General features: G+C 73.2%; 24 protein-coding genes. 12 read left to right on the top strand and 12 right to left on the bottom strand.

The window, feature by feature from the left end; translation table 11 throughout:
- Positions 1-374: 374 nt before the first annotated feature.
- The gene (locus tag ESG85_RS20650) at positions 375-500 is read right to left on the bottom strand and encodes a helix-turn-helix domain-containing protein (RefSeq protein ID WP_128981392.1); all 126 of its coding nucleotides are present in this window, start codon (positions 498-500) and stop codon (positions 375-377) included.
- Positions 451-1,431: a recombinase family protein gene (locus tag ESG85_RS20645; protein WP_281288065.1), complete on the bottom strand. Its 981-nt coding sequence runs from the start codon at positions 1,429-1,431 to the stop codon at positions 451-453. The genes ESG85_RS20650 and ESG85_RS20645 overlap by 50 nt, the downstream gene beginning before the upstream one ends.
- Before the next feature lie 235 nt (positions 1,432-1,666).
- Here ESG85_RS20645 and ESG85_RS20635 point away from each other — a divergent pair, with 235 nt between their 5' ends.
- Positions 1,667-3,304 (top strand): DNA repair helicase XPB, encoded by a 1,638-nt coding sequence (locus ESG85_RS20635; protein ID WP_128981386.1) that lies wholly within the window; start codon positions 1,667-1,669, stop codon positions 3,302-3,304.
- An 88-nt stretch (positions 3,305-3,392) separates the two neighbouring features.
- Here the strand turns inward: ESG85_RS20635 and ESG85_RS20630 are convergent, their stop codons facing one another.
- Positions 3,393-3,731, bottom strand: a complete 339-nt coding sequence (locus ESG85_RS20630; RefSeq protein WP_128981384.1) for a hypothetical protein — start codon at positions 3,729-3,731, stop codon at positions 3,393-3,395.
- Between the two features lie 113 nt (positions 3,732-3,844).
- Positions 3,845-4,045 carry a hypothetical protein gene (locus ESG85_RS20625; protein WP_128981382.1) on the bottom strand — a complete coding sequence of 67 codons (201 nt, stop codon included), beginning with the start codon at positions 4,043-4,045 and terminating at the stop codon, positions 3,845-3,847.
- A 430-nt stretch (positions 4,046-4,475) separates the two neighbouring features.
- Between ESG85_RS20625 and ESG85_RS20620 the strand changes: the two genes are divergently transcribed.
- Entirely contained in the window at positions 4,476-6,431 is a 1,956-nt protein-coding gene (locus ESG85_RS20620; RefSeq protein ID WP_246095195.1) for a HelD family protein, read from the top strand.
- A gap of 63 nt (positions 6,432-6,494) precedes the next feature.
- On the opposite strand, the gene ESG85_RS20615 is transcribed toward ESG85_RS20620, so the two are convergent.
- The 3 genes from ESG85_RS20615 to ESG85_RS20605 form a co-directional block, all read right to left on the bottom strand.
- Entirely contained in the window at positions 6,495-7,388 is an 894-nt protein-coding gene (locus ESG85_RS20615) for an aminoglycoside phosphotransferase family protein (RefSeq protein ID WP_128981378.1), read from the bottom strand.
- A gap of 657 nt (positions 7,389-8,045) precedes the next feature.
- Complete coding sequence (locus ESG85_RS20610; protein ID WP_128981376.1) at positions 8,046-8,744, bottom strand: copper homeostasis protein CutC; 699 nt, start codon at positions 8,742-8,744, stop codon at positions 8,046-8,048.
- A 62-nt stretch (positions 8,745-8,806) separates the two neighbouring features.
- Entirely contained in the window at positions 8,807-9,862 is a 1,056-nt protein-coding gene (locus tag ESG85_RS20605; protein ID WP_128981374.1) for a hypothetical protein, read from the bottom strand.
- Between the two features lie 213 nt (positions 9,863-10,075).
- On the opposite strand from ESG85_RS20605, the gene ESG85_RS20600 reads away from it, so the two are divergent.
- The 10 genes from ESG85_RS20600 (at position 10,076) to ESG85_RS20555 (ending at position 19,848) form a co-directional block, all read left to right on the top strand.
- Positions 10,076-10,366, top strand: coding sequence for a heavy-metal-associated domain-containing protein (locus ESG85_RS20600; protein ID WP_128981372.1), 291 nt, complete (start codon positions 10,076-10,078; stop codon positions 10,364-10,366).
- Positions 10,367-10,564: 198 nt separating this feature from the next.
- Positions 10,565-12,847, top strand: a complete 2,283-nt coding sequence (locus ESG85_RS20595) for a heavy metal translocating P-type ATPase (protein WP_128981370.1) — start codon at positions 10,565-10,567, stop codon at positions 12,845-12,847.
- 43 nt (positions 12,848-12,890) lie between these two features.
- Positions 12,891-13,172: a metal-sensitive transcriptional regulator gene (locus ESG85_RS20590; RefSeq protein ID WP_128981368.1), complete on the top strand. Its 282-nt coding sequence runs from the start codon at positions 12,891-12,893 to the stop codon at positions 13,170-13,172.
- A gap of 400 nt (positions 13,173-13,572) precedes the next feature.
- Positions 13,573-13,968 (top strand): BlaI/MecI/CopY family transcriptional regulator, encoded by a 396-nt coding sequence (locus ESG85_RS20585; protein WP_128981401.1) that lies wholly within the window; start codon positions 13,573-13,575, stop codon positions 13,966-13,968.
- Positions 13,965-14,876 carry a M56 family metallopeptidase gene (locus ESG85_RS20580; protein ID WP_128981366.1) on the top strand — a complete coding sequence of 304 codons (912 nt, stop codon included), beginning with the start codon at positions 13,965-13,967 and terminating at the stop codon, positions 14,874-14,876. Before ESG85_RS20585 ends, ESG85_RS20580 begins: the two co-directional genes overlap by 4 nt.
- A gap of 105 nt (positions 14,877-14,981) precedes the next feature.
- On the top strand, positions 14,982-15,464 hold the full coding sequence (locus ESG85_RS20575) for a GNAT family N-acetyltransferase (RefSeq protein ID WP_128981364.1): 483 nt from the start codon (positions 14,982-14,984) through the stop codon (positions 15,462-15,464).
- A 241-nt stretch (positions 15,465-15,705) separates the two neighbouring features.
- Positions 15,706-16,701: an SAM-dependent methyltransferase gene (locus ESG85_RS20570; RefSeq protein ID WP_128981362.1), complete on the top strand. Its 996-nt coding sequence runs from the start codon at positions 15,706-15,708 to the stop codon at positions 16,699-16,701.
- A 197-nt stretch (positions 16,702-16,898) separates the two neighbouring features.
- Positions 16,899-17,330, top strand: a complete 432-nt coding sequence (locus ESG85_RS20565; RefSeq protein WP_128981360.1) for a Fur family transcriptional regulator — start codon at positions 16,899-16,901, stop codon at positions 17,328-17,330.
- 97 nt (positions 17,331-17,427) lie between these two features.
- The gene (locus ESG85_RS20560) at positions 17,428-18,552 is read left to right on the top strand and encodes a helix-turn-helix domain-containing protein (RefSeq protein ID WP_246095193.1); all 1,125 of its coding nucleotides are present in this window, start codon (positions 17,428-17,430) and stop codon (positions 18,550-18,552) included.
- 126 nt (positions 18,553-18,678) lie between these two features.
- Complete coding sequence (locus tag ESG85_RS20555; RefSeq protein WP_246095192.1) at positions 18,679-19,848, top strand: helix-turn-helix transcriptional regulator; 1,170 nt, start codon at positions 18,679-18,681, stop codon at positions 19,846-19,848.
- A 71-nt stretch (positions 19,849-19,919) separates the two neighbouring features.
- Here the strand turns inward: ESG85_RS20555 and ESG85_RS20550 are convergent, their stop codons facing one another.
- The 5 genes from ESG85_RS20550 to ESG85_RS20530 all read right to left on the bottom strand — a co-directional run.
- Positions 19,920-20,111, bottom strand: coding sequence for a hypothetical protein (locus tag ESG85_RS20550; RefSeq protein WP_128981358.1), 192 nt, complete (start codon positions 20,109-20,111; stop codon positions 19,920-19,922).
- A gap of 217 nt (positions 20,112-20,328) precedes the next feature.
- Positions 20,329-21,720, bottom strand: coding sequence for a D-inositol-3-phosphate glycosyltransferase (gene mshA / locus ESG85_RS20545; protein WP_425471258.1), 1,392 nt, complete (start codon positions 21,718-21,720; stop codon positions 20,329-20,331).
- A gap of 338 nt (positions 21,721-22,058) precedes the next feature.
- Positions 22,059-23,624, bottom strand: a complete 1,566-nt coding sequence (locus ESG85_RS20540) for a class I tRNA ligase family protein (RefSeq protein WP_128981356.1) — start codon at positions 23,622-23,624, stop codon at positions 22,059-22,061.
- A 150-nt stretch (positions 23,625-23,774) separates the two neighbouring features.
- On the bottom strand, positions 23,775-24,521 hold the full coding sequence (locus ESG85_RS20535; RefSeq protein WP_128981354.1) for an SDR family oxidoreductase: 747 nt from the start codon (positions 24,519-24,521) through the stop codon (positions 23,775-23,777).
- Positions 24,522-24,566: 45 nt separating this feature from the next.
- Positions 24,567-25,631: 2-methylaconitate cis-trans isomerase PrpF family protein (locus ESG85_RS20530; protein WP_219825204.1), on the bottom strand; the 1,065-nt coding region annotated here is incomplete at its 5' end.

Here is a 25,631-nt window from a genome sequence, read left to right as displayed (position 1 = left end):
GACCACCCGGATCACCGGCCTCGTCCAAGCCGTGCTCACACTGCATTTGGCCAGCTCAGACCGATGATGGAAAAGCCTCAGTGCTCGGCTGCTCCGACTTCGACGGTGCAGGCGCTGGAGCCGACGTCGTCCCCTGCGTAGTCTCACTGGCAGCTTCACTGCTATTACCGCACGCGGCGAGGACTGCACAGAGCAGGCCAGCGAACATGGCTGTGGTGGCGGTACGCATGGTGTCCCCCCAAAGGCGTCGTACAGGTGAGCGGATCCTAGCGGCACGGCAGGTCGCAAGATCAGCAACGGAGCGCGCCCCCTGGGTCTGAACATGAGAAAGACCGTCCATCACCAGGGGCAGATGGTCTCTCCGGTCGGTCGGACTACTCGGTTTCACTCAGCGCCCGGTACAGCGTCGCGCGGGACACCCCAAGGGCCTTGGCAATGGCCGTGACGCTCTCACCCTTGGCCCGCCGCGACTTGGCCGCAGCGAGCTTGTCGGCGTCCATGACGACCGGTCGACCTCCGGTGCGCCCCTGAGCGCGGGCAGCTCACGCCGTAACAGGTGAGTTCCGTGCCTGCCTGCCGGGCCTTCAGCCGACCGATGCACCGATCGCGGATGCGGCCCTTGGCGACGTACGTGTACATGCGGTTGTGGCACACCGCGCAATAGACGATCCCCCGCAGCAGCGCCGTTCCTTCGCGCCGCCGGTCACCCGGGTTGGCTCGCCGGCTCAGTTCGTCCTGCAACGCCTGCCAGGTGTCCATGTCCAGGATCGGTGTGCGATTGACCAGCGGCAGCCCGTCCGTCATCAGGATCGGCTTGCCGTCCTCGATCACCTGCCCCAGCAACTGAGGGTTGCCGAGGAGGCTTCGCAAGGTGGACGGGTACCACCGCTTGGAGTCGCTGCGCTTGCCCGTGGTCTGCCGCGACGAGTGGCCGGGCGACGGCTTGTCGGACTCCGTGAGATCCACCGCGATCTTGAGTAGCGAGTCCTTGTTGAGGACCCGTTCCACGATCTCGTGGATCGTCTTCGCTTCCTCGGGGTTGATCTCCAGGACCTTCCCCGCGCCGTCGGGGTTGGGAGCCACCCGGTACCCGTACGGCACTCTGCCGCCCGTATAGCGGCCCTCCCGTCGCAGGTGTTCATGGGCGCTGGAGACACGCATCCCGATGGTGTCGGACTCCAGCTCCGCGAAGACCGCGATCACCTTCGCCATGGCACGCCCCATGGACGAAGTGAGGTCCAGCGGTTCACTGGCCGACGCGAGAGCCACGCTCTCCGCCTGAGTGACCTTCATGATCTCCGCGAAGTCCACCGTGGAGCGGGCCAAGCGGTCGATCTTGAAGAACACGATCACGTCGAACTCGGCGAGCCGGGCCAGTATCCGCTGAAGACCTGGACGGTCCAGGCCGCGCGAGTAGCCCGAGACGTCGATGTCCTCTTACGGCTATGACCTGCCAGCCACGAGCCGCGCACAATGCCTCACAGGCCGCACGCTGACGCTCGGGCGAGGTAGAGTTTTCTGTTTCCCGCGAAAGGCGGACATAGATGGCCGCGCGCATTCCCGGCGCGTTGGCTGAGACGCCCTTCGGGCGACGGGCACGGGGCAAGGCCCGAGCCGTGGCAGGTGTGGTGTCTGTCACGCGACGATCCTATCTGCGGAGGTATGTGTGTCCTGCCTGATCGTCCAGAGTGACAAGACGCTCCTCCTGGAGGTCGACCACGAGCAGGCCGACGCCTGTCGGCGGGCCATCGCGGCGTTCGCCGAGCTCGAGCGGGCGCCCGAGCACATCCACACGTACCGGGTGACGCCGCTCGGGCTGTGGAACGCGCGGGCCGCCGGGCACGACGCCGAGCAGGTCGTCGACGCGCTCGTGGAGTTCTCGCGGTACCCCGTGCCGCACGCCCTGCTCGTCGACGTCGCCGAGACGATGGCGCGCTACGGGCGGCTGACGCTGTCCAAGCACCCCACCCACGGGCTGGTGCTCACCACGACCGACCGGCCCGTGCTGGAGGAGATCCTCCGGTCGAAGAAGGTGCAGCCGCTCGTCGGGCAGCGCATCGACCCCGACACCGTGGCCGTGCACCCGTCCGAGCGCGGGCAGATCAAGCAGACCCTGCTGAAGCTGGGCTGGCCCGCCGAGGATCTCGCCGGCTACGTCGACGGCGAGGCCCACCCGATCGACCTCGCCGAGGACGGCTGGTCCCTGCGGCCGTACCAGCAGCAGGCCGTCGAGGGCTTCTGGCACGGCGGCTCCGGCGTCGTCGTCCTGCCCTGCGGCGCCGGCAAGACGCTCGTCGGCGCCGGCGCGATGGCCCGCGCCAAGGCCACCACGCTCATCCTCGTCACCAACACCGTCTCCGCCCGCCAGTGGAAGAACGAGCTGGTCAAGCGGACTTCGCTGACCGAGGACGAGATCGGCGAGTACAGCGGGACCCGCAAGGAGATCCGGCCGGTCACCATCGCCACGTACCAGGTGCTCACCACCCGCCGGAAAGGCGTCTACCCGCACCTGGAGCTCTTCGACTCCCGCGACTGGGGCCTGATCGTCTACGACGAGGTCCACCTGCTGCCCGCGCCGGTCTTCAAGTTCACCGCCGACCTCCAGGCCCGCCGACGCCTCGGTCTGACGGCCACGCTCGTACGCGAGGACGGGCGCGAGTCGGACGTCTTCTCGCTCATCGGTCCCAAGCGGTTCGACGCGCCGTGGAAGGAGATCGAGGCGCAGGGATACATCGCGCCCGCCGACTGCGTCGAGGTGCGGGTCGACCTCACCGACTCGGAGCGGCTCGCGTACGCGACGGCCGAGGCCGAGGAGAAGTACCGCTTCTGCGCCACGACCGCGACCAAGCGGAAGGTCACCGAGGCGCTGGTGAAGAAGTTCGAGGGCCAGCAGATCCTGGTCATCGGCCAGTACATCGACCAGCTCGACGAGCTCGGCGAGCACCTGGACGCGCCCGTGATCAAGGGCGAGACCTCGAACGCGCAGCGCGAGAAGCTGTTCGACGCCTTCCGCAACGGCGAGATCAGTGTCCTCGTCGTCTCCAAGGTCGCGAACTTCTCCATCGACCTGCCCGAGGCCACCGTCGCGATCCAGGTCTCCGGCACCTTCGGTTCCCGCCAGGAGGAGGCCCAGCGCCTCGGCCGCGTCCTGCGCCCGAAGTCCGACGGCCACCAGGCGCACTTCTACTCGGTCGTCGCCCGCGACACCATCGACCAGGACTTCGCCGCCCACCGCCAGCGCTTCCTCGCGGAGCAGGGCTACGCGTACCGGATCGTCGACGCGAGCGAGCTGTCGGCGGAGTAGGGCGAGCGGGGACGTCGCCGGGGGCGGGGGCCGGGGGCGCGGGGGGGCCGGTGGGCCCGGCGGTCGCGGGCCCGGCGGATCGCCGTCGCTAGTCCAGCGCGGCGAGTACCGGGCCGAGGATCGCCAGGGCGTAGGCGGCGGTCACCGTGATCGCGCGGGCGCGGTACGCCATCGCGTCGCGGGGCGCGGCCGCGGCCAGGAGGGCGCAGAAACCGGAGGCGGCGAGGGACCAGCCGCCCGCGGCGGCGAAGCCGCCGTTGACGCCGTCGCCTCCGATCGCGTCCTGGAGGACGGCTGCGGCGGTCAGCAGCGCGCACAGGACGAGCAGGGCGAGGGCACCGAACGCCATGGCGCGCAGGGCTCGCACGGAGGGGGACGTGGGGTCCGTGGGGTTGGTGGAGTTCGTCGGGTCCGCCGGTGTCGTCATGCACCGATCACATCATCGGCGGAACCCCGTTCGGCACTGCTGTCGTACTCATACGGCACGCGTACGGCACTCACAGGGCACTCACAGGGAACGCGTACGGCACTCGTACTCGCTCATTCGGCGGCACGGACGTACTCAGGGCGCGGGTCGCGCACGCCCGCCCGCTCGTCCCCGTACGAGCCGAGCAGCGCGACGCCCACAGCGGCGGAGCCGAAGGCGCGTATCGCACGGAGGGCGAGGCCGGGGCCGTGCCTGAGGGCGTGGCCGAGGCGGTGCGGGGCGGTGGTCGCGGGGGTGAGGGTGGTGGAGGTCATGCATCCATCATCCGAAACGGACATTCCGAACACATCGGCCCAGGGTGCGAACCGGCATCCCCCGCGAGTCTGACCCGCACCCCTACGGGTCGTAGGGGTGCCCCCGCGCGGACCCCGGACACCCCCCGCATGGCCCACGGGTGTCCCTCGGAGGTGCCCCCGCCCCACGCGAAATCCATTCGCGTCCGTTCCGGCGACGGCGTACACTCGCCAGCTTCCCGCCTCCCTTTCGGCTCGCGGCCGGCGCTGCCCGCTGCCGCCCGCCGTACGGGGAGAGCTGCCGTCCGGTCGGAAACCGGCGGCCACCTTGACGTGTCCGCGTACCCGACCCGGAGGCTTCACCGTGTCCGCACCGTCCGCGCTGTCCGCCGACGACCCGCTCGCGCGCGAGCGCGCCCACCTCGCCGCGTCCCGCGCCGCCCTGCGCGCCATGCGCGAGGACGTGGAGTCGCTCGACATCAAGGACGTCACCGCGAACTGGGTCAACGCCGTCGTCCTGGAACGGCAGATCGAGGACCGGATCAAGGCCCTCGCCGACCTCTCCCACACCCCGCTCTTCTTCGGCCGCCTCGACTACCTGCACACCACGCAGGAGGGGCAGCGCTTCTACATCGGCCGGCGGCACGTCCACGACGCCGACGGCGATCCGATGGTGATCGACTGGCGTGCGCCGGTCTCGCAGCCGTACTACCAGGCGTCGAAGCAGCACCCGCAGGACGTCGGGCTGCGCCGCCGCTTCGGGTACACGGGCGGCGAGCTCACCGCGTACGAGGACGAGCACCTCTCCGACCCGACCGAGCTGGAGCGGACCAGCCGCCTGCTCCAGGCGGAGATCGAACGGCCCCGCGTCGGCCCCATGCGCGACATCGTCGCGACCATCCAGCCCGAGCAGGACGAGATCGTCCGCTCCGGCCTGTCCGGCACGGTGTGCGTGCAGGGCGGCCCCGGCACCGGAAAGACGGCCGTCGGCCTGCACCGGGTCGCGTACCTCCTCTACGCGCACCGGGAGCGGCTGGCCCGTACCGGCACGCTCGTCATCGGGCCGAACCGCTCCTTCCTCCACTACATCGAGCAGGTGCTGCCCGCGCTCGGCGAGCTGGAGGTGCAGCAGGCGACCGTGGACGACCTCGTCGCCCACGTCGAGGTGCGCGGCACGGACCAGGCGGCGACGGCCGTCGTCAAGGGCGACGCCCGGATGGCGGAGGTGCTGCGGCGGGCGGTGTGGTCCCACGTCACGCTGCCGAAGGAACCGCTCATGGTCGTGCGCGGCTCGCGGCGCTGGCGCGTTCCCGCGTACGAACTGGAGGAGATCGTCCGGGAACTGACGGAGCGTGACATCCGGTACGGGGCGGCCCGCGACGCCCTGCCGCAGCGCATCGCGCACGCCGTGCTCGTCCGGATGGAACAGGCCGGCGAGGCGCCCGACGACCGGGTGCAGAACGCGGTCGCGCGCAACGCGGCCGTCAAGGCGGTGGTGAAGGAGTGCTGGCCGGCGGTCGACCCGGCGAAGCTGGTGCTGCGGCTGCTGAGCGACCCGGAGTTCCTGGCCGAGCACGCCGGCGGGATCCTCGACGAGGACGAGCAGAAGCTGCTGCTGTGGGAGAAGCCGGCCCGCAGCGTGAAGACGGCGAAGTGGTCGGCGGCGGACGCGGTCCTCGTCGACGAGGCGACGGACCTGGTGGAGCGCACCGCGTCGCTCGGCCACGTGGTGGTCGACGAGGCGCAGGACCTGTCGCCCATGCAGTACCGGGCGGTGGGCCGCCGCTGCACCACCGGCTCGGCGACGGTCCTCGGCGACCTGGCGCAGGGCACGACGCCGTGGGCGACGCAGAGCTGGGCGCAGGCGCTGACGCACCTGGGCAAGCCGGACGCGGTCGTGGAGGAGCTGACGGCCGGCTTCCGCGTGCCGCGCGAGGTCATCGCGTACGCCTCGCGGCTGCTGCCGCACATGTCGCCGGGGCTGGCGCCGGTGGAGTCGGTCCGGGAGAACCCGGGTTCGCTGGAGATCCGGCGGGCGGAGCCGGCGGCGCTGGACGCGGACGTGGTCGCGGCCTGCCGCGACGCCCTGGCCCACGAGGGCTCGATCGGCCTGATCGCGGCGGACGCCCGCGTCGCCCCGCTGGCGGAGGCGCTGGCCTCCGCCGGCCTGCCGTACCTTGCCCCCGGCGAGGAGACCACGGCGGAGACCCGCCTGACCCTGGTCCCGGCATCGCTGGCGAAGGGCCTGGAGTACGACTACGTGGTCCTGGACGAGCCCTCGGCGGTCGTCGACGGCGAACCCGACGAACGCACGGGCCTGCGCCGCCTGTACGTGGCCCTGACGCGTGCGGTGTCGGGCCTGACGGTGGTGCACGCGGCGGAACTGCCGGGACAGTTGGAGGGCTGAGCGGGGCGGGGGCGGGGGCTTCGGGGGCGGAAGCCGGGGGGCCTAGGAGGTTGTAATCGACGTCTAACCCAGGATCTCGGCGTACTCGGCGAGCGCCTGCGACCACGACCGGTGGGCGACGGAGGCGAGGACCGGGTTCTTCCCGCGGTAGTAGTGCTCGGTCACGACGCCCCAGCACAGCGCCCAGCCGCGGCCGCGCGCCCAGGTCGCGTCGTCGACCCGGGCCGCCTCGCGGAAGAGGGGCCGGGTCTCCGGCGTGAAGAGGGTCCAGGCGGCCATCGTGTCGCAGGCGGGATCGCCGGTGCCGAGGCCGCCGAAGTCGATGACGGCGGTGAGCCGTCCGTCGCGGGTGAGCAGGTTGCCGGGGAGCAGGTCCCCGTGCACCCAGACGGGCTCGCCGTCGTAGGCGGGCAGTCGGAGCACGGACTCCCAGGCTGCGGTGGCGAGTTCGCCGTCCAGGGTGCCGTCGGCGGCGAGGTCGCGCAGGGCTTCGGCCATGGCGCCCTGCTCCCAGTCGGTGACGGGCCCGCCGCGGAAGGAGGTGGGCCCGCCGGTGGCGTCGACACCGCGGAGGGCGACACCGAAGCGCCCCAACTCGGCGGCGGCGTGGGGGAGATCGGCGATGGGCGCGTCGAAGGCGTCCCGGCCGTCCAGCCAGGCGTACACGGACCAGGGCAGCTCGTACCCTTCGCCCGGCGCGCCGAGACCGACGGGGACGGGCACGGCGAGCGGCAGGGCGGGCGCGAGCCGGGGCAGCCACCGCTGCTCCTTCGCCACCTGACCGAGGGACCCTTCGTCCTTGGGCAGCCGTACGACGAACTCCTCGCCCAGCCGGAACATCGCGTTGTCGGTCCCGGCGGAGGCCACCTCCCGTACGGGGAGCCGGGCCCATTCGGGGAACTGGGCGGCGATGAGACGACGGACGAGTTCCTCGTCGAGGCGGGTCTGCGACAGCATGCGCGCGAGGCTACGGGGGTGGACGCGGGAGGGACCAGGGAGTTTCGGGCGACGGGGGCGCGATGGGCGGGAGTTCGGCGAGCGAAGGGGGATCTCCAGCACCGCCGTGTGGCGGGGGTGAACTGCTGTGACGTACGAGGCGAGCCGACCTCCTCGCGATCCACGTTTGCTCGCCCGGCACCCACCCTTTCCCCCCACCGGGAGTGACCAGCGGGGCATGCACCCCGACCAAACAACAGCCCGCAGGCCGCTGAGCCGGGAATGGGCACCCCACTCCACTACCGCGCACCGTCCACGACGCACACCGCCCCACCAAGCCCCGCCACACGCCCCACCCACCGGCCCGCGCGCCGCCCACGGCGCCCCGACACCCCCGAACGCCCCCGCGCGGGCCCGCCCCCGGCCGCCCTCCGAGTGTGAAGAGGCTCCCGGAGCCACCGGGTCAAGGGTGACCGCAGGTCATCGCGAAGCGACGCGACCGCCAGGGAGCGCCCTTGACGCGGTGGTGGAGGGAGCCACACTCGGAACAAGGGCGGCCGCACCAGAAGCCCACCCTCCGGCTTCGGCCGGTGGCGGCCCAGAAGGCGGCGGAGTTACGGGCCTGCCACGTGGGCCACCTCCGCCGAGGACCCGCCCCCGCCCCCGCCCCGGGCTCCCCTACCCGTCCAGGGCCTCCCGCCATCTCCGTACCGCGTCCGGCGACACCGGGGCCGTCCAGCCGTTCGGGCGGGCTGCGCCGCCGATGTGGAAGGCGTCGAGGCCGGCGGCCCGGAGTTCGGGGAGGTGGTCGAGGCGGAGGCCGCCGCCGACCAGGATCTGCGGCTCGTAGCCGGGTTCGCCGGCGCGTGCCGCCTCCGCCTTCAGGGTCGCGAGGCCGTCGTCGACGCCGGTCGCCGAGCCCGCCGTGAGGTACGTGTCGAGGCCGGGCAGGTCCGCGAGCTGCTTGCGCAGGCAGTCGCGGTCGGCGGCGCGGTCGATCGCCCGGTGGAAGGTCCAGCGGCAGCCGTCGATCACGGCGAGCAGGCGCTCGACCGCCACCAGGTCCGGCTCGCCGTCGGGCGTCAGGAAACCGAGGACGAATTCCGTCGCGCCCGCCTCGCGGAGTTCCGAGGCCCGGTCCACCAGCGCGGCGACCTGCTGGGCGTCGCCCGCCGCGAAGCCGTCCGTCAGCCTGAGCATCACGCGCAGCGGGATGTCCACCGCGGCGCGGATCGCCGCGAAGCCGGTCGTGGACGGGGTCAGCCCGTCCGCCGCCATGTCGGTGACCAGCTCCAGGCGATCCGCCCCACCGGCCTGGGCAGCGACCGCGTCCTCCTCGTCGAGGGCGATCACCTCCAGCACTGCACGGTTGCTCATCGGGTCCGTTCCTCCATGGATCGCACGACGCCTACAGGTCTAGTCCAATGTTCGGGACCAGACTAGCCGTGCGAGTGGGCTCCCGCACCGTGCGACGCGTCATCCGCCGGAGCCGGAGCGGCGGCCGGGGCCGCGGGGGCCTGCCCCGCGCCGCCCGCCGCGCCGCCCGCGCGGACCGTGAACGCCGCCGTGCGGACCTTGCCCTCGTGCTGGAAGTCCAGGAACAGGCGGTACGTGCCCGAGCTCGGCGCCGTCGCCGTGAAGGAGACGTCCGGGCCGGGGCCGCCCTCGTTCGGGTGGACGTGGAGGTAGGCCAGGTCGCCCTCGCGCAGCGCGACCAGGTGGCCGTAGGCGCCGAGGTAGGGCTCCAGGTCCGTGACGGGCTTCCCGGCCTTGGTCACGGTGAGCCGCAGCTCGCCCGCCTTGCCCGGGTCCAGCGTGCCGCCGAGGCGGACCTGGTAGCCGTCGACGTCGGCGGTCGGCGCGACCGGCGGCATCGGCTTGGGGGTGTACGCGCCCGGGACGGCGAGGTCGACGCCCAGCGTCACGCCCTTCGCGTTCTTCCCCGCGGGCTTGAAGTCGGCGAAGGCCTTGTAGGCGCCGGCCGCCGGCAGGTCCGCGGCCACGCTCCAGGTGCCGTCGGCGGCCTTCACCGGGTGCAGGTGGCGGAAGACGGTGAGGTCGCGGGAGGCGACGATGAAGTGGAGCTCCTTGCCGTGCTCCGTGGTGAAGGCGGTGACCTTCCGGCCGGCCGCGTCCTTGATCGAGAACTTCAGGACGCTCGTGCCGAGGGCGGGCGTCGGGGTGTCCAGGGCGAGGGTGTAGCCGCCCTCGGAGACCTGGAGGCCGCCGGCCGCGGACGCGTTCGCCGCGCCCTCGCCGTGACCGGCGCCGTGTCCGGAGCCCGCGCCCTCGCCGTGACCGCCGTGGCCGTCCGCCGCGCTCTCGCCGTGGCCGTCCGCGGCGCCCTCGCCCCGCGGCGCCGCCTCCGCGTGGCCGCCGTGCTCGGCCTTCGCCGGCTCGTCGATCGGTCCGACGCCCCTGCCGACCCCGTACGCGGTCCCGAAGGTCGCGGCGAGCGCGGCGGCAAAGGCGGTGATCCTCAGTCCGGTGTTCATGACTGCTCTCCCGTACGTGGGGTGGCTTCGATGCGCTTTCCGAGCGCCTCCATGCACCTCACGATACCCCCAGGGGGTATCAAGTCAAGCCGGATCCGCACTTGCGTGGGATACGGGAGGGGGGTATACATGGAGCCATACCGATACCCCCCGAGGGTATCCGGTCGCGGTTCGAGAGAGCCACCGCCAGAGCCACCACCGATGGAGGACGACATGGGTTCCTGCTGCACCCCCGACAACAGCTGCAACACCAACACCGTCGAGGTCACGACGGCCACCGCGGTCGCCGACACCACCAGCACCGTCTACGCCGTGTCCGGCATGACCTGCGGCCACTGCAAGACCGCCATCACCAACTCCGTCGGCGCCCTCGACGGCGTCGTCTCCGTCGACGTCGACGTCGCCGGCGGTCTGGTGACCGTCACCACCGGCGGCGCGCCCGACGACGCCGCCATCACCGCGGCGGTCGACGACGCCGGCTACGAGCTGACCGGCCGCGCCTGACCCAGGGCCCGACCGGGCCGACGGGCCCGACCGGGCCGACGGGCCCGACCGGGCCGACGGCGCCGTACGCGACGACGCGGCCCCAGGCCGTACGCGACCGCGTGCACGACGCCGACCGCGCCCACCGGCCGCCGGGGCTCGCCCACCACGCCCGGGCCCCGGCCCCCGCCCCGCACCACGTACCGAGGAGCAGACCTCATGACAACGACGACCCCCGGCACCGCCCAGGTCGAGCTCGCCATCGGCGGCATGACCTGCGCCTCGTGCGCCGCCCGGATCGAGAAGAAGCTCAACCGCATGGACGGGGTCGAGGCCACCGTCAACTACGCGACCGAGAAGGCGAAGGTCACGTTCGACGCCGACATCGACGTCGCCGACCTCATCGCCACCGTCGAGGCCACCGGCTACACCGCGAAGGAGCCGGAGCCCGAGCGCCCGGCCGCGGCGGGCTCCGCCGGCGGCGCGGACGGGCCCTCCGACGAGGAGAAGGCCGACGCCGAGCTGCGGCCGCTGAAGCAGCGGCTGATCACCGCCGTCGCCCTCGCCGTCCCCGTCATCGCCATGGCGATGGTCCCGGCCCTCCAGATCGAGTACTGGCAGTGGCTGAGCCTCACGCTCGCCGCGCCGGTCGTCACCTACGCCGCCTGGCCCTTCCACCGCGCCGCCTGGACCAACGCCAGGCACGGCGCGGCCACCATGGACACGCTGATCTCGGTCGGCACCATCGCCGCGTTCCTGTGGTCGCTGTGGGCGCTGTTCTTCGGCACCGCCGGCACGCCCGGCATGACGCACCCCTTCGAGTTCACCATCGCCCGCACCGACGGCGCCGGGAACATCTACCTGGAGGCCGCGGCCGGAGTCACCGCCTTCATCCTGGCCGGCCGCTACTTCGAGGCCCGCTCGAAGCGCAAGGCCGGCGCCGCCCTCAAGGCGCTGATGCAGCTGGGCGCGAAGGAGGTGACCGTCCTCCGGAACGGCCGCGAGGTCACCGTACCGACCGCCGAACTCCAGGTCGGCGACCGCTTCCTGGTCCGGCCCGGCGAGAAGATCGCCACGGACGGCACCGTCGTCGAGGGCTCCTCCGCCGTCGACGCCTCCATGCTCACCGGCGAGTCCGTACCGGTCGAGGTCGGCGTCGGCGACTCCGTCACCGGCGCCACCCTGAACGCTGGCGGCCGCCTCGTCGTCGAGGCCACCCGCGTCGGCGCCGACACCCAGCTCGCCCGCATGGCCAAGCTCGTCGAGGACGCCCAGAACGGCAAGGCCGCCGCCCAGCGCCTCGCCGACAAGATCTCCGCCGTCTTCGTGCCGATCGTCATCGCGCTCTCGCTCGGCACCCTCGGCTTCTGGCTCGGCACGGGCCAGGGCCTCACCGCCGCCTTCACCGCCGCCGTCGCCGTCCTGATCATCGCCTGCCCGTGCGCCCTGGGCCTGGCCACCCCGACCGCCCTCATGGTCGGCACCGGCCGCGGCGCGCAGCTCGGCATCCTCATCAAGGGCCCCGAGGTCCTGGAGACCACCCGCAAGGTCGACACGATCGTCCTGGACAAGACCGGCACCGTCACCACCGGCCGGATGACCCTGCTCAAGGTGCACACCGCCGCCGGCACGGAGGAGAACGACGTGCTGCGCCTGGCCGGCGCCCTGGAGCACTCCTCCGAGCACCCGATCGCCCAGGCCGTCGCCACCGGCGCCGCCGCCCGCGTCGGCACCCTGCCCGCGCCCGAGGACTTCGCCAACATCCCCGGACTCGGCGTCCAGGGCGTCGTCGAGGGCCACGCCGTCCTCGTCGGCCGCGAGAAGCTGCTCGGCGAGTGGGCCATGGAACTCACCCCGGCCCTCCGGGCCGCCAAGGACGCCGCCGAGAAGGCCGGCAGGACCGCCATCGCGGTCGCCTGGGACGGCCAGGCCCGCGCGGTCCTCGAGGTCGCCGACGCCGTCAAGGAGACCAGCGCCGAGGCCATCCGGCGGCTCCGCGCCCTCGGCCTCACCCCGATCCTGCTCACCGGCGACAACAAGGCGGTCGCCGAGGCCGTCGCCGCCGAGGTCGGCATCGACGAGGTGATCGCCGAGGTCATGCCGCAGGACAAGGTCGACGTCGTCAAGAAGCTCCAGGGCGAGGGCCGTTCGGTCGCCATGGTCGGCGACGGCGTGAACGACGCCGCCGCGCTCGCCCAGGCCGACCTGGGCCTGGCCATGGGCACGGGCACGGACGCGGCCATCGAGGCCGGCGACCTGACCCTGGTACGGGGCGACCTGCGGGCCGCGGCGGACGCCATCCGGCTCTCCCGCAGGACCCTCGGCACCATCCGCTCGAACCTCTTCTGGGCCTTCGCCTACAACGTGGCGGCCCTGCCGCTCGCCGCGGCCGGGCTGCTCAACCCGATGATCGCCGGCGCCGCGATGGCCTTCTCCTCGGTCTTCGTGGTCGGCAACAGCCTGCGCCTGCGCGGCTTCCAGGCCGCCGACCGCACCGCGTGAGAGCCCCCGCCGCCTGCTGTGACTGCCCGACAAGGAGGCCGCCGTGGCCGGTTACGTACAGCACAAGGAAGACATCATCAGACGCCTGCGCCGGATCGAGGGCCAGGTCCGCGGGGTGCAGCGGATGGTCGACGAGGACGTCTACTGCATCGACGTCCTGACCCAGGTCTCCGCGATCAACGCGGCGCTCCAGTCCTGCGCGGTGGCCCTCCTGGACGAGCACCTCAGCTGCTGCGTCACGGAGGCCATCGAGGCAGGCGGCGACCAGGCCAAGGTCAAGGTGGGCGAGGCGTCGAAGGCGATCGCCCGCCTGATCCGGACCTGAGGCCGGGGGCCCGGACCCGGGCCTGGACCTCGGGCCGAGGCCCGGGATCCGCGCCTGGGGCCGGAGATCGGCCCGGACCCGGGGCCCCGGCTCGTGAAGCGCGTCGGGAACCGACCAGAACCGGACCTGACGCACTTCGCGTGGGACAAGAGAAAAGAGTCAGCCGCCCTTGTGCGAAGGGCAGTCAGCGGTCAGCCGGACGCTCAGCCGGAGGCAGAGGCCGAGTACCTGACGGAGGACCACCAGTTCCGCCGAAGCCGGCAGACCGGGGCCACAGACCTTCGCGCAAGGGCGGTTCCTCATGAGGGTCGTCATCCCGCCATCGTACCCCTGGGGGGTATACCTGTGCGGGTGAGGCGGCCCGTACGATGAGCCGCCCGTGAGCGGGGAGGGGATGCACGTGCGCCGGCTGGGAGAGCTGGAGGCCGAGATCATGGACCGGTTGTGGGCCTGGCAGCGGCCCGCGACCGTCCGCGAGATCGTCGACGACATCAATCTGGGGCGCCGGGTCGCCTACACGACGGTGATGACCGTCGCGGACATACTCCACCGCAAGGGCTGGCTGCGCCGCGAGAAATCGGGCCGGGCCTGGCTGTACGAACCCGTTCGCAGCCGCGAGGAGTACACCGCGGGCCTCATGCAGGACGCGCTCGGCGACAGCCAGGACCGGCCCGCGGCCTTGCTGCGGTTCGTCGAGACCATCTCCGACGAGGACATGGCCGCCCTCGACGCCGCCCTGCGCACCGCCCGCCGCGCACCGGGCGCCGGATACGGCGAAGGCGGCGGTCACCCGTGAACCACCACACCCTGCCGCCGCTCGGCCTGATCCTCTGCACCGGCTTCGTCGTCCCCTGGCTGCTCGCGCGGGCCCGCTGGGTCCAGCAGGTGCCGCGGCTGGCGCTCGCGGTGTGGGTCGCGAGCGGCGCGCTCTTCGCCGGCTCCGCCGCCCTGCTCCCGGCCCAGCTCGTCCTGCCCAGCAGGACCGGCCACCGCCTCAGCGACGCCCTGTTCGCACTCCGCCTCCCGCCGCCCGGCCGGCTCCTCGAACTGAGCGCCCTGGAGTACACGGCGCTCGGCGTCGGCCTCGCCGTGCTGGCCGTCCCGGTCACCGGATTCGCCCGCGCGCTGCTGCGGGCCCGCCGCCTGCGCAGCCGGCACGCCGAGACGCTGCGCCTGGTCGGGCGGTACGACGCCGGCCTCGGCGCCACCGTCCTGGAGCACGCGCGGCCCGCCGTGTACTGCCTGCCCGGCCGTTCCCGCCGCGTCGTCGTCTCCTCCGGCGCGATCGACACCCTCACCGAACCGCAGCTGGCCGCCGCGCTCGCACACGAGCGGGCGCACATCTCGGGACGTCACCATCTGCTGGTCGCCGCCGCGGAGTCGTTCGCCTCGGTCTTCCCGTACCTCCCGCTCGCCCGGCACGGCGGTACGGCGGTGCCGCTGCTGCTCGAAATGGCCGCCGACGACCGGGCGTTGCGCCGCTGCTCGCGCGACGCGCTGGCCACCGCCCTGTACGCGCTCGCCTCCGGCAGGGCGCCGCGCGAGGCCTTCGGCGCCGGAGGCCCGTCGGCGGCGCTGCGCATGCGCCGCATCCTCGCCCCGCACAGCGCGGGACACCCGGTGCTCCGGGGACTGCTGACGATCGCGGCGGCAGGACTGGCGGCGGCGCCGCTGATCATCGCCTGCTGTTCGTTCCCGAATTAATTACTAAGGGAATTCGTAGATTTCACATCGGTCGCATCGTGGCCGAATTCCCCGCTATTGTGGGTATGTTGGCGCTCAGCTCGGCACGTCGAAGGGTACGAACCAATGCAGCTGGCGGACGTGCGGGCGGCGGAAGCCGCCGACGCGGCGACGATATCCAGGCTGCTTGCGGAGTCCATTCGGGGCAGCTACGCGGAAATACTCGGAGAAATCCCCACCCGCCGGCTCGTCTCCTCACAATGCGCACTCCCCCGTATCCGCGCGGAAATTGAAATTCCCGGCGGCGCACCCGGCTGGCTCGGCTGGCTCGTCGCCACCGGCGCGGACGGCACCGTGCTCGGCGCGGTGGCCGGGGGCGTGCCCGTGCCGGGCGAGGGCGAGCTGTACGCCCTCGCCGTGATCCCCGGCGCACGCCGCGGCGGCGTCGGTACGGCCCTGCTGGCGGCGACCGGCGAGCGGATGCGCGCGTTCGGCGCGAGCGAGCAACGGGTGGCGCTGCCCGCCCCCGCCGACCCCTCGCTCCCCTTCTACGAGAAGCACGGCTTCGTCCCGCTGGACGGCGCGAACCGCCTGGGCCGCCCGCTCTGACCTCCGGCCCCCTTCCTCCAGGGCCGAACCCTCTCCCCCTCCACGGCCGAACCCCTTCCTCCGGGCCTCCGCCTCCGGGCTCCCCGCGCACCTTGGCGGACACACGCCATCGCGTGTTCACGCCCCCGTTTCCGCTGGAACCGGCGCTCCGTCGCAGGTCAGGATGGAGCACAGCGGCGCGGCCCCGGCGGCACGGGAGCCCCGCCCGGACGGCACGGACCGAGCGAGCCCTGGAGGAGCGATGCACACACCGAGCGGCACTTCCCTGCCCGTCGTGCCCGCGACCCTCGCACCGGTCCTGCCGTCCCGATACTCCCTCCACCCCGAGCGTCCCGATCACGCCGCGCTCCCCGAGCACGCCAGGCAGCGCGGACACCTCGGGCCGCTCGGCCGGCTCGGAGGGCTCGGAGGGCCCGGTCCCCTCGAACCGCCCGCCCCCGGCGCCGGCATCCGGCTCGAGGCCGACACCCTTCCCGGCCTCGAGACCGTCTCCCCCGGCGACGAGGACTCGGTCTGGCTCCACGACGCGCTCCTCGGCCCGCACAGCGCCGACATCGTCCGGTACCTGGGTCTCGCCCGGTCCACCGGCGGCCCCGTTCTCGATCTCGGCTCCGGCGCCGGACGGCTCGCCGTCCCCTTCGCCCGGCACGGCTTCGCCGTGGAGGCCGTGGACCGGGACGGCCCCGCCCTGGAACGCCTCGAGAACTGGGCCCGGCGCATCGGTCCGCAGGTCGCCGAACTGATCGTGACCACCAGGGCCGACCTCACCGAGCTGCGGCTCGACGGCGACTACCGGCTCGCGCTGCTCGCGGGCGCGATGGTCTCCGCCGTGCCGCCGGGCGCGCGGCCCCGGCTGCTGCGCGAGATCGCCTCGCACCTGGGGGCGGGCGGAGCGCTCGCGCTCGACTACACGGCCCATCTGCTGCCGGGTCTGGTGGCCGAGCCGCAGCGCACGTGGGCGTTCCAGGTGCCGCGGTTCGACGGGATCGACGAGTGGGTGGTGGCCCGGCAGACCTTCGACCTGCGCACGATGAGCGAACGGATCACGTACTACTCGGCGCGGACCGGGAAGCTGTCGACCGAACGGGTCGTGCTCAGCACCGACAAGTGGATCGTGGACGGCGACCGCCTCGCGGCCGAGCTGCACTCGGCGGGCCTGCACATCGAGGGCCGGCGGCGGCACCGGATCGACGACCGGACGGAGAGCGTGCTGCTCGTCTGCCGGACGGACGACTGACACGTACGAGCCGTGCGGCGCGCACCACGTGCACGACACGCGACACGCACGACGCGTACGACACGGACACCCGTCCCGCGGGGGCTCGTACGACGGACCCGGTCCGCCCACTGACGCCAAGGACCGCCAAGATGTACGATGCCCACAAAGGTTTGGGCCGACCAGATGGCGGTAGGCGGGCGGAGAAGATGGCAGTCGTGGAAGACCTGACGGGCCGCGAGGCGGTGATCCAGCGCCTCCGCGACGTCGGCCTGCGCGTCACCGGTCCGCGCCTCGAGGTGCTCACGGTGCTCGCCGCCGGCGGCCATCTCGACGTCGAGGCGATCACCGCGACCGCCCGCGAGCGCCTCGGCACCCTCACCAGCCAGGCCGTCTACGAGATGCTGCGGCACTTCCAGGAGACCGGACTGGTCAGCAAGTTCGACCGCCCGGGCCTGCCCGCCGTCTTCGAGATCTCGGGACCCGCGCACCAGCACGCCCTGTGCCAGAGCTGCGGCCGCGTGGAGAACGTGACGGCCACCGCCCCCGCGCCGCCCCGCGGCAGCCTGCCCGAGTGGCGGGTCAGCGACGCCGAGGTGGTCTTCAAGGGTCTTTGCCCCGACTGCCGGGAAGAGCCCTCTTCGCGCTGAAAGCACGTGAACATCGTGCGGAGCGTTCGAATTTGTGGCAGGGTCTAGCGGGGCGTTTCAACAGGATCCGCGCGATCCGAGGGGAGTCTGCTGCGCCGTGTCCAAAAACGCCGCCGGGGCGCGTACGGGAAGCGAGCAGGCCCTCGCGCTCTACCAGGAGTTACGCAGCACAGCGAGCGCGTCCTTCGACGCGGCGGCACGACGACTGGAACTGACCGGCGCCGAACGCGAGCGCTGCCACGAGGAGTTGGTCGCCCTCGGACTCATCGAACCGGCCCCCGTCCGGACCGCCGGAACCAACGGCGCCGACAGCGCCGGCAGCCCCGAGGGCGCTCATGGCGCTGAGGGGACCGACGGCACGGACGGTGCGAAAGGCTCCTGCGCCGCCGCCCCCGTGGTCGTCGCCCCCGATGTCGCCCTGCTCCGGCTCCTCCAGCACGAGCGCGAGCGCCTGGAGAACCGGCTGGCCGAGACCAGCCGGGCGCACACCGTCCTGGAGACGCTGGCGGGCCCGTTCCTGCGGGCCGGCATGGAGCCCGGCTCCGAGGTCGAGGTGGAGATCGTCGAGGACCCGGCGAGGATCCGCCGGGAACTCGCGGACCTGACCGACACGGTGCGCAGCTCCGTCCACGCGATGCTGACCGGTTCGGTGCGGCGCGAGGAGATGTCCCTGGAGCTGGAGCGGGACCGCGACCGGGTGGCCCGCGGTGTGCTCGTCCAGGCCGTGTACAGCCATCGGGTCGGTCACGTGCCGGAGATGGCGCAGCACCTCGCGGAGCGCGCCGCGCTCGGCGTCGAGGTGCGGCTGTCGCCCGTCGTCCCCATGAACATGGTCCTCGCCGACGAGAACTTCGCGCTGCTGTCCACCGATTCGCGCGATCCGGAGTCCGCCGCCATCCTGGCCCGCGGCCCCGGCCTGGTGCGCTCGTACCGGGCCCTGTACGAGTACTGCTGGCTCGCGGCCACCCCGTACGGCCACGAGGAGCCGGCCGAGCGCGGCGGCGACGGGCTGTCCGAGCAGCAGCGGGCGGCGCTGCGGATGCTGGCGTCCGGGATCAAGGACGAGCAGGTGGCCCGCAACCTGGGCGTCTCGCTGCGTACGGTCAGCCGGCTGATCTCCGAGGTGATGCAGGAGCTGGACGCGGCGAGCCGCTTCGAGGCGGGCGTGAAGGCGGCCCGGCTCGGCCTGCTGGACGGCGAGCCGTACGAGCAGACGACCTGACCCCTGCGCCGCCGGCGGCACACCCACGCCACCCCGGGCCCGATCAACGCGGCGCGTAATCTGGCGATTTGGGGGACGGGGCGCGGAACCCGGGACACGGGACCACGAAGAGAAGGGGAACCTCGCGTGATCACGACGACGGGCGGTGCGAGCGGGAACGGGCCGGCGGGTGGTGCGAGCGGGAGCCGACCGGCGGTCGGCACGGCGAGCGGCGCCACGGCACGGGCCGTCACGGCACGGGCCGCCGCGGCGAACGGCTGCGCCGCGTACGGACCGGAGGACGGTCGGCTCGTCGCGCTCTACCAGGAGCTACGCAGACGCGGGGTGTCCAACCTGCCCGAGGTCGCCGGGGGGTTGGGGCTCGCGGCGGAGGAGTACGAGCGATGTCGGGCCGAGCTGATCGCGCTGGGCCTGATCGTGCCCACCACGCGCACCCACGCCACCATCTCCGACGTACGCAATGCCGACTGGCGTCCGGACGCCGACACGGTCGCGGCGGTCGACCCGGAGATCGCGCTGCTGCGCCTGCTCGACCGTGAGCGGGCCCGGCTGCGGGAGCACCTGGCGGAGGCGGACCACGCGTACGGCACGCTGGAGACCCTGGCGGGCACCTTCCTGCGGCCCGGCACGCTGACCCGCTCCGAGATCGCGGTGGAGGCGCTGACCGACTACCGGCGGATCCAGCAGGCCCTCGAGGACATCGTCGACGTCATGCAGGAGAGCTCGGCGTCCATGTATCCCGGCGGCCCGAGCCGCGAGGTGCACGAGGTGACGCTGGACCGGGACCGGCGGCAGCTGGACCACGGGGTGCGGGTCCGGGCGATCTACGCGCGGGAGCACGCCTCGCGTCCGGACGTGGCCGAGCTCCTCAACGCCCGCACCGCGCTCGGCGTGGAGATCCGGGTGGCCTCGCTGGTGCCGCTCAACATGGTCGTCATCGACCAGCAGTACGCCATGGTGCCGATCCACCCCGAGGACGCGCGCAAGGGCGCCATCCTGGCCCGCGGCCGGGCCCTGGTCCGCTCCTACCTGGGCCTGTTCGAGCACTGCTGGCACACCGCGGTGCCGTACGGCACGGAGGCCTCGGCCGAGCGGGGCGGCGACGGGCTCTCCGAACAGCAGCGGGCAGCGCTGCGGATGCTGGCGACCGGAATGAAGGACGAGAAGGTCGCCCGGAACCTCGGTGTTTCGCTGCGGACGGTGAGCCGAATGCTCTCGGAACTCATGCAGGAATTGGGGGCGACCACGCGTTTCGAAGCGGGTGTGCGCGCCGCGCGTCTGGGCTGGCTCGACTGACGGCCGCGGGCAGCGAAAAGGCCCCGTGATCGTGGCAGGGCGATCGCGGGGCCTTATTCCGTAAGGTGCGCTCAGTTGCCGGGCGCCGGGGTCGGGACCGGCCAGTTGACGTCGTCGGCGAACGCCGGCTGCTGGTGCGTCGCGGGCGCCTCCGCGCCGCCGACGGCGGCCGCCGCACCGCCCGCGACGGCCAGACAGGCGACCAGGGCGAGGGCGAACCGACGGACGGTGTTGCGCGGGCCGGTGTTCTGCTGAGCGGACATGATTCCTCCAGGATGGTGATGGTGAATTCCGCCTTCCGGGGGCCCGTGCCGCCGGGCGTTCCCTGAAGACATCTCTATTCTGTCCGGCACTCCGGAGCGAATCCAGGGATTCTCGATGCGTGGATCCGCCATGGCGTGAGTGCGTCAATGCGCCGGTAAATGACCGGAATTCAGCGATCCGGGGCGACCCTAACCTTTGGTTAGACCAAAAGAGATGCTAGACTCGTGCAACGGCCTCCTCGTTCCTCCAGGAGAGAGGGGCCGCCGGGGCAGGGGCGTGCCGCCGCCCTTGCCCCACCCGACCCGTCATCCGCTCCGCGATCCGCGACGCCATCCGCTCCCGGACCGCCAGCGCGTCCTCGTAGACGTCGATCGTCCGCATGGCGGAGGCCCGCCAGCTCATCCCCCGGGCGTGCCGGACCGCCGCCTCCCCCATCGTCAGCCGCGCCCGCGGGTTCCGGGCCAGCCACAGCAGCCGGCGTGCGTACTCCGCCGGATCGTGGCCCTCGACGAGCAGCCCCGACACCCCGTCCCACACCGCCGTCGTCAGACCGCCCACCGCCGAGGCCAGCACCGGCGTACCGCAGGCCTGCGCCTCCAGGGCCACCAGTCCGAACGACTCCGAACGCGACGGCACCACGAGGACGTCCGCCGCGCGGTAGAAGTCCGCGAGCCGGTGCTGCGGCACGGGCGGACAGGGCTTCAGGACGTCCGCGACGCCGAGTTCCGCCGCGAGCCGCCACGCCGTGCCCTGCTCCGTCGCCCCCGAATGCCCGCCGACCACCGGGACCACCAGCCGGGGCCGCAACCCGGGCGCCATGGCCAGCAGTTCCGCGACCGCCCGCACCAGGACGTCCGGCCCCTTCAGCGGCTGGATCCGCCCCGCGTACAGCGGGACGAAGGCGTCCGCCGGCAGCCCGAGCCGCGCCCGCGCCGCCCGCTTCGACGCCGCCCGGCCCGCCTCCGCCGGGCCCGTGCGCGGCGCGTCGCCCAGGGGCTCGCCGGGGACGAAGGTACGCAGGTCCACGCCCGGCCGGACCACCTCGGTGCGCGCCGGATCCGCGCCGTAGAGCGTGCGCAGCGCCTCCGCCTCGTCGCCGGTGTTGGCGATGAGCCGGTCGGCGTCCCCGACCACCTGGCGCTCGCCGCGGATCCGCAGCTCGGGCTCCGGGGTGTCGCCCTCGGCGAGGTGGGCGTTCTTCACGAGGGCCAGGGTGTGCGCGGTGTGCACCAGCGGGATGCCCCAGCCGAAGGCGGCGATCCGCCCGGCCTGCCCGGACAGCCAGTAGTGGGAGTGGACCAGGTCGTAGCGCCGGGACTCCTTCAGGAGGGCCAGCGAGAACGGCACGACCAGGTCCGCCATGGCCTCCTTGGGCAGCGCCCGGCGCGGCCCCGCGGCCAGGTGCCGCACCCGCACGCCGGGCTCCAGGTCGACGAGGCCGGGCAGGCCCTCGCCGCGGCAGCGGGTGAACAGGTCGACCTCGACGCCCTGTTCGGCCAGGGCGCGGGACAGCTCGACCATGTAGACGTTCATCCCGCCGGCGTCCCCGGTACCGGGCTGGTGGAGCGGGGAGGTGTGGACGCTGAGCATGGCGACGCGCAGGGACACGGGAGGCTCCTGTGGGGTGGGCCTGCCGCGTGCCCCCGCGCGTGGCGCGCACGGTCACGCGGCAGGGTGGTGAGAGGCGGTGGGGTGAGGTGGGGCGAAGGGGCGGGAGGGGCGGGAGGGGCGAGAGGGGATGCGGGTGAGGCGGGTGAGGAAACGGATGGGGGCGGGAGGACGCCGGGAGGGCGCGAGGAGGACATCGGGCGGACGCGGGGATGACGCCGGGCGGACGCGCGGGGGACGCGGGGAGGACGCCGGGATGACGCCGGGAGCGGACGGCCGCGAAGTACGCGACTTCTTAGCGGATTAGAAGAGAAGAGCGAGGTCGGCAGGACACGGTCTCAGAACCCGAAGACCGGCCCCGACGGCGGCGCCAGCCGCGTCCCCGGCAGCGGGGCGATCAGCGCCGACCAGTCCACCGGCCGCCCCGGCGCCACCTGGAGCGCCGCCGCCAGCCGGTCCGCGCCCTCCGGCATGACCGGCCGCGACCACGCCGACAGGGCGGAGGCCACCGCCAACTGGGCTGCCAGCGCGGGCAGATGACGGCACGAGGTGGTGGGCCGGCAGCGCTCGTGGGCGTTCACGTAACCGAAGTCGGCGACCGAGCGGACCATCTCGTCGAGCACGGCGACCGCCCGGCGCGGGTCGAAGGCGTCGGGGCCGTACGCCTCGCGCAGGTCGTCCACGCCGCGGTGCAGCCGGCGCTCCAGGATCTCCCAGCCGGTGCCGCCGGGCATCGCCTGCGGCGCCAGCCCGTCGCACTCCTCGCGGACGGCCGTGAAGAGCCGGGCCAGCCAGCTGTTCCAGTTCTCGTCGAGCTCCAGGCGCGCGGCCGCGAGCCGGTCGCGCTGGTGGACGGTCCTGCGGCCGGTGGGCCGGGCCTGCAGGACGTGCCGGCGCAGGGTGTCGGAGCCGTACTCGGTGAGCAGGTCGAGCGCCCACACGTTGCCCTCCTGGACGCCCTCCTCCACCACGTACGACTCGTTGACGTTGAACTCCTGCGGCAGCTTCACGTCCTGCGCGAGGAGCAGCACCGGCAGCAGCACGGCGTGGCAGAAGGCGTGCCCGAAGCCGCAGAAGTGGATGGTGCGGGCGGGTAACGGGCCCTTGGTGTCGTAGCCGAACAGGTGCATCGCCGCGGCCTCGAAGCACGCGTCGATGCGATGGTCGGGGAAGCCCTCGACGGGCACCTCGAGGCCCCAGTCGGCCGGGTGTCCGACGGCGATGTCCGGCAGCCCGTCCTCGACGAGCGACTCGCACAGCGCCGCGAGCCTCGGCGGGAGGCCGGCCAGCGCCCAGTAGTCGGAGAGCTGGTCGCGGAACGGTTCGAGCGGCACGTACAGCCGCCGGCAGCGCTTGGGCACGGCCGGGGTGTCGCACATCGAGCAGCGCGGCGAGATCAGGTCGCCGCCGTCGTTCGGCCGCGCGCACTCGTGGCACATCCCGCCGTCGCTCGCCGCGCCGCAGTGCGGGCAGGCGCCGGTGACGTGCGCCCCGTACAGCCAGCGCTCGCACGGCTCGCAGTACGGCAGGAGCCGGGTGCGCGGCGCGATCACGCCCTGTGCGTAGAGCCGGCTGAACAGCTCCTGCACCCAGCGCGCGTAGCCGCGGTCGCGGCGCGGCCGGACGATGTGGTCGAACTCGACGCCGGAGCGCAGCCAGTCGGCGGTGATGGCCGCGCGGTAGCCCTCGGCGACCTCCTCGGGCTTGCGGTTGTGCCGCAGCGCCCGCACCTCGACGGAGCTGGCGTGGTCGGCGGTGCCGGTGGTGAAGCGGACCGGCTCGCCCTCGGCGCGCAGGAAGCGGGTGAGGACGTCGGCGGCGACGTACGGCCCCGCCAGGTGGCCGATGTGGAGTTCGCCGTGGGTGGCCGGAGGGGTCGCGGTGATCCAGACGGGGGTGCTCATGGGACCTCCTTGACGCTGTCGTGCGATGAGCCGTCAGTCGTGCGGTGGGTTGCCGTCAGGCGGCGGGTCGCCGTCAGGTGGCGGGTTGCCGTCGTGCGGTGCGTTGTCGTCGTGCGGTGCGCCGACAGCGGGCGTGGTCGGCGGTTTCGGTCAGCGAGGTTCGAAGTGGAAGGAGCGGATGAAGCAGTCACGGGGCTGCTCGACCGCGTAGACGATGCATTCGAAGAGCGCCTGGGTGGTCAGCTTCTCGTCGGGCGCGATGCCGTCCGTGGTCACGCCGTCCCACTCCGCGAACCGCGGGTCGGACGTCGAGAAGTCCGGCGGGAACAGCGAGAACACCCGTACTCCGGAAGGCCGGAGGCGACGCGAGAGGATGTCGGCGAAGCCGGCCTGGGCGCTCTTCGCCGCCCAGAAGGCCTCGTGCGCCGCCGACGCGGTGGCCGCCGAGGCGCCCTCCGCGTCGCGGACGGCGACCATGTTGACGATGTCGGGGCGCAGCGAGCCGCGCAGCAGCGGCAGGAAGTGCTTCACCATGAGGACGGTGCCGCCGGCCGTCGACTCGATCGTCTCGACGATCTGGTCGTCGCTCGCCGACTCCAGGTCCATGCCGTCGAGCCAGCGGGCGCCGTTGTTGACCAGCAGGTCGACCCGGTCGGTGCGCTCGCCGACGCGCGCGGCGAACTCCCGGATCTCGGCGGGCCTGCTCAGGTCGCAGCCGAAGGCGTGGATGCGGTCCCGGGCGGAGCCCATCACCTCGGCGCGGGTGCGTTCGGCGGCCTCGACGGTGCGGGCCGACACGTAGACCTCGGCGCCGAGGTGGGCGAATCCGACGGCGAGCGCGCGGCCGAAGTAGCGGGACGCCCCGGTCACGACGACACGCAGGTTCTCGAATTTCATGTGTGTCTGCTCTCCCCACGGATACCGAAGGCCGATCGGTCCCGTTCAGCGTGACAGAGGAGAGCGGGCGAAAGCGGTGCCCCGCGGGTGCGCGTTCACGCCGTTGCGTGGATACGCCAAGGGGCCCTCCGGCCAGGGAAGTTCGACGTGCCCGAGCAGCCGGGCCCGTTTGTCGTGCACCCGCACCCGGTCCGGCGCGGCGGAGACCCGCACGGTGCCGCCGCCCGGCGTACGGAGCCGGGCCACGGGACCGCCGACGACGGTACCGCCGATCGCCCCGGCGGCGGCGAACGCGGCGGCGCCGGTGAGCGCGAGCCGCGGATGCCAGCCGCCGACGGTGAGGGCCCGCACGGCGAGTGTCCCCGGGCCGGTGCGGGTGAAGAGCGCGATCTTCGGGAGCGGGGAGGCGGGCGGATGGCCGAGGAGGCGGGCGGCGCGGGCACGGAGGTCGAGAAGGCGCGACCGGAGGGCTTCGGGAGGCAGGTACGCGGCGTCGACCAGGACGTAGGGGTTTCCGTACCGCACGAGCGTCGCGGGCACGCCGTCGAGGAGGTCGACGGGCCGGCCGGTGGGCAGCGTCCCGGGTGCTGCGGGCGGCCGCAGGAAGTCGAGCGTGTACGCGCCGTCCGGCTGCCGCAGGCACCGCACGAGGTCTCCGGTGGTGAGCGCGCGGACGGTCACCGCGCCGCCGGTGCGTCCGAACCGTCCCTCGGCGACGACGCAGGCGAGCAGCGAGTGCCCGCAGCCGGTCCGGAAGTCGAACCGGCCGCCGGGCAGTGCCTGCACGAAGCGGTAGTCGAGCGCGGCAGCGTGGCGCGCCGGCCCGGCCGAAGGCCCGTACAAGGCGATCTTGTTCACTCCGGCGTACGGCGTCCGGGCGAGCGCCTGGCACAGTCGCGCCAGCTCGGCGCCCGAGGCGAGCGCCCCGGGCGGCAGCCGGTCGCGCCGTACGACGAGGGTGGGCCCGGGGGCGTCGTCGGCGCGGACGACGTGGGCGAGGACCCCGCGAGCGGGTCCGGCGGGTGCGGGCTCGGTCGGGACGGGCAGGGCGGCCGGGGCGGGCTCGGCGCGTGCGGGCTCCTCGCGCATGGGCCGCGCGGGCGCGGGCCC

Source organism: Streptomyces roseicoloratus, from assembly GCF_004117935.1.
Taxonomy (GTDB): Bacteria; Actinomycetota; Actinomycetes; order Streptomycetales; family Streptomycetaceae; genus Streptomyces; species Streptomyces roseicoloratus.
This window is presented reverse-complemented; position numbering and strand designations above follow the sequence as displayed.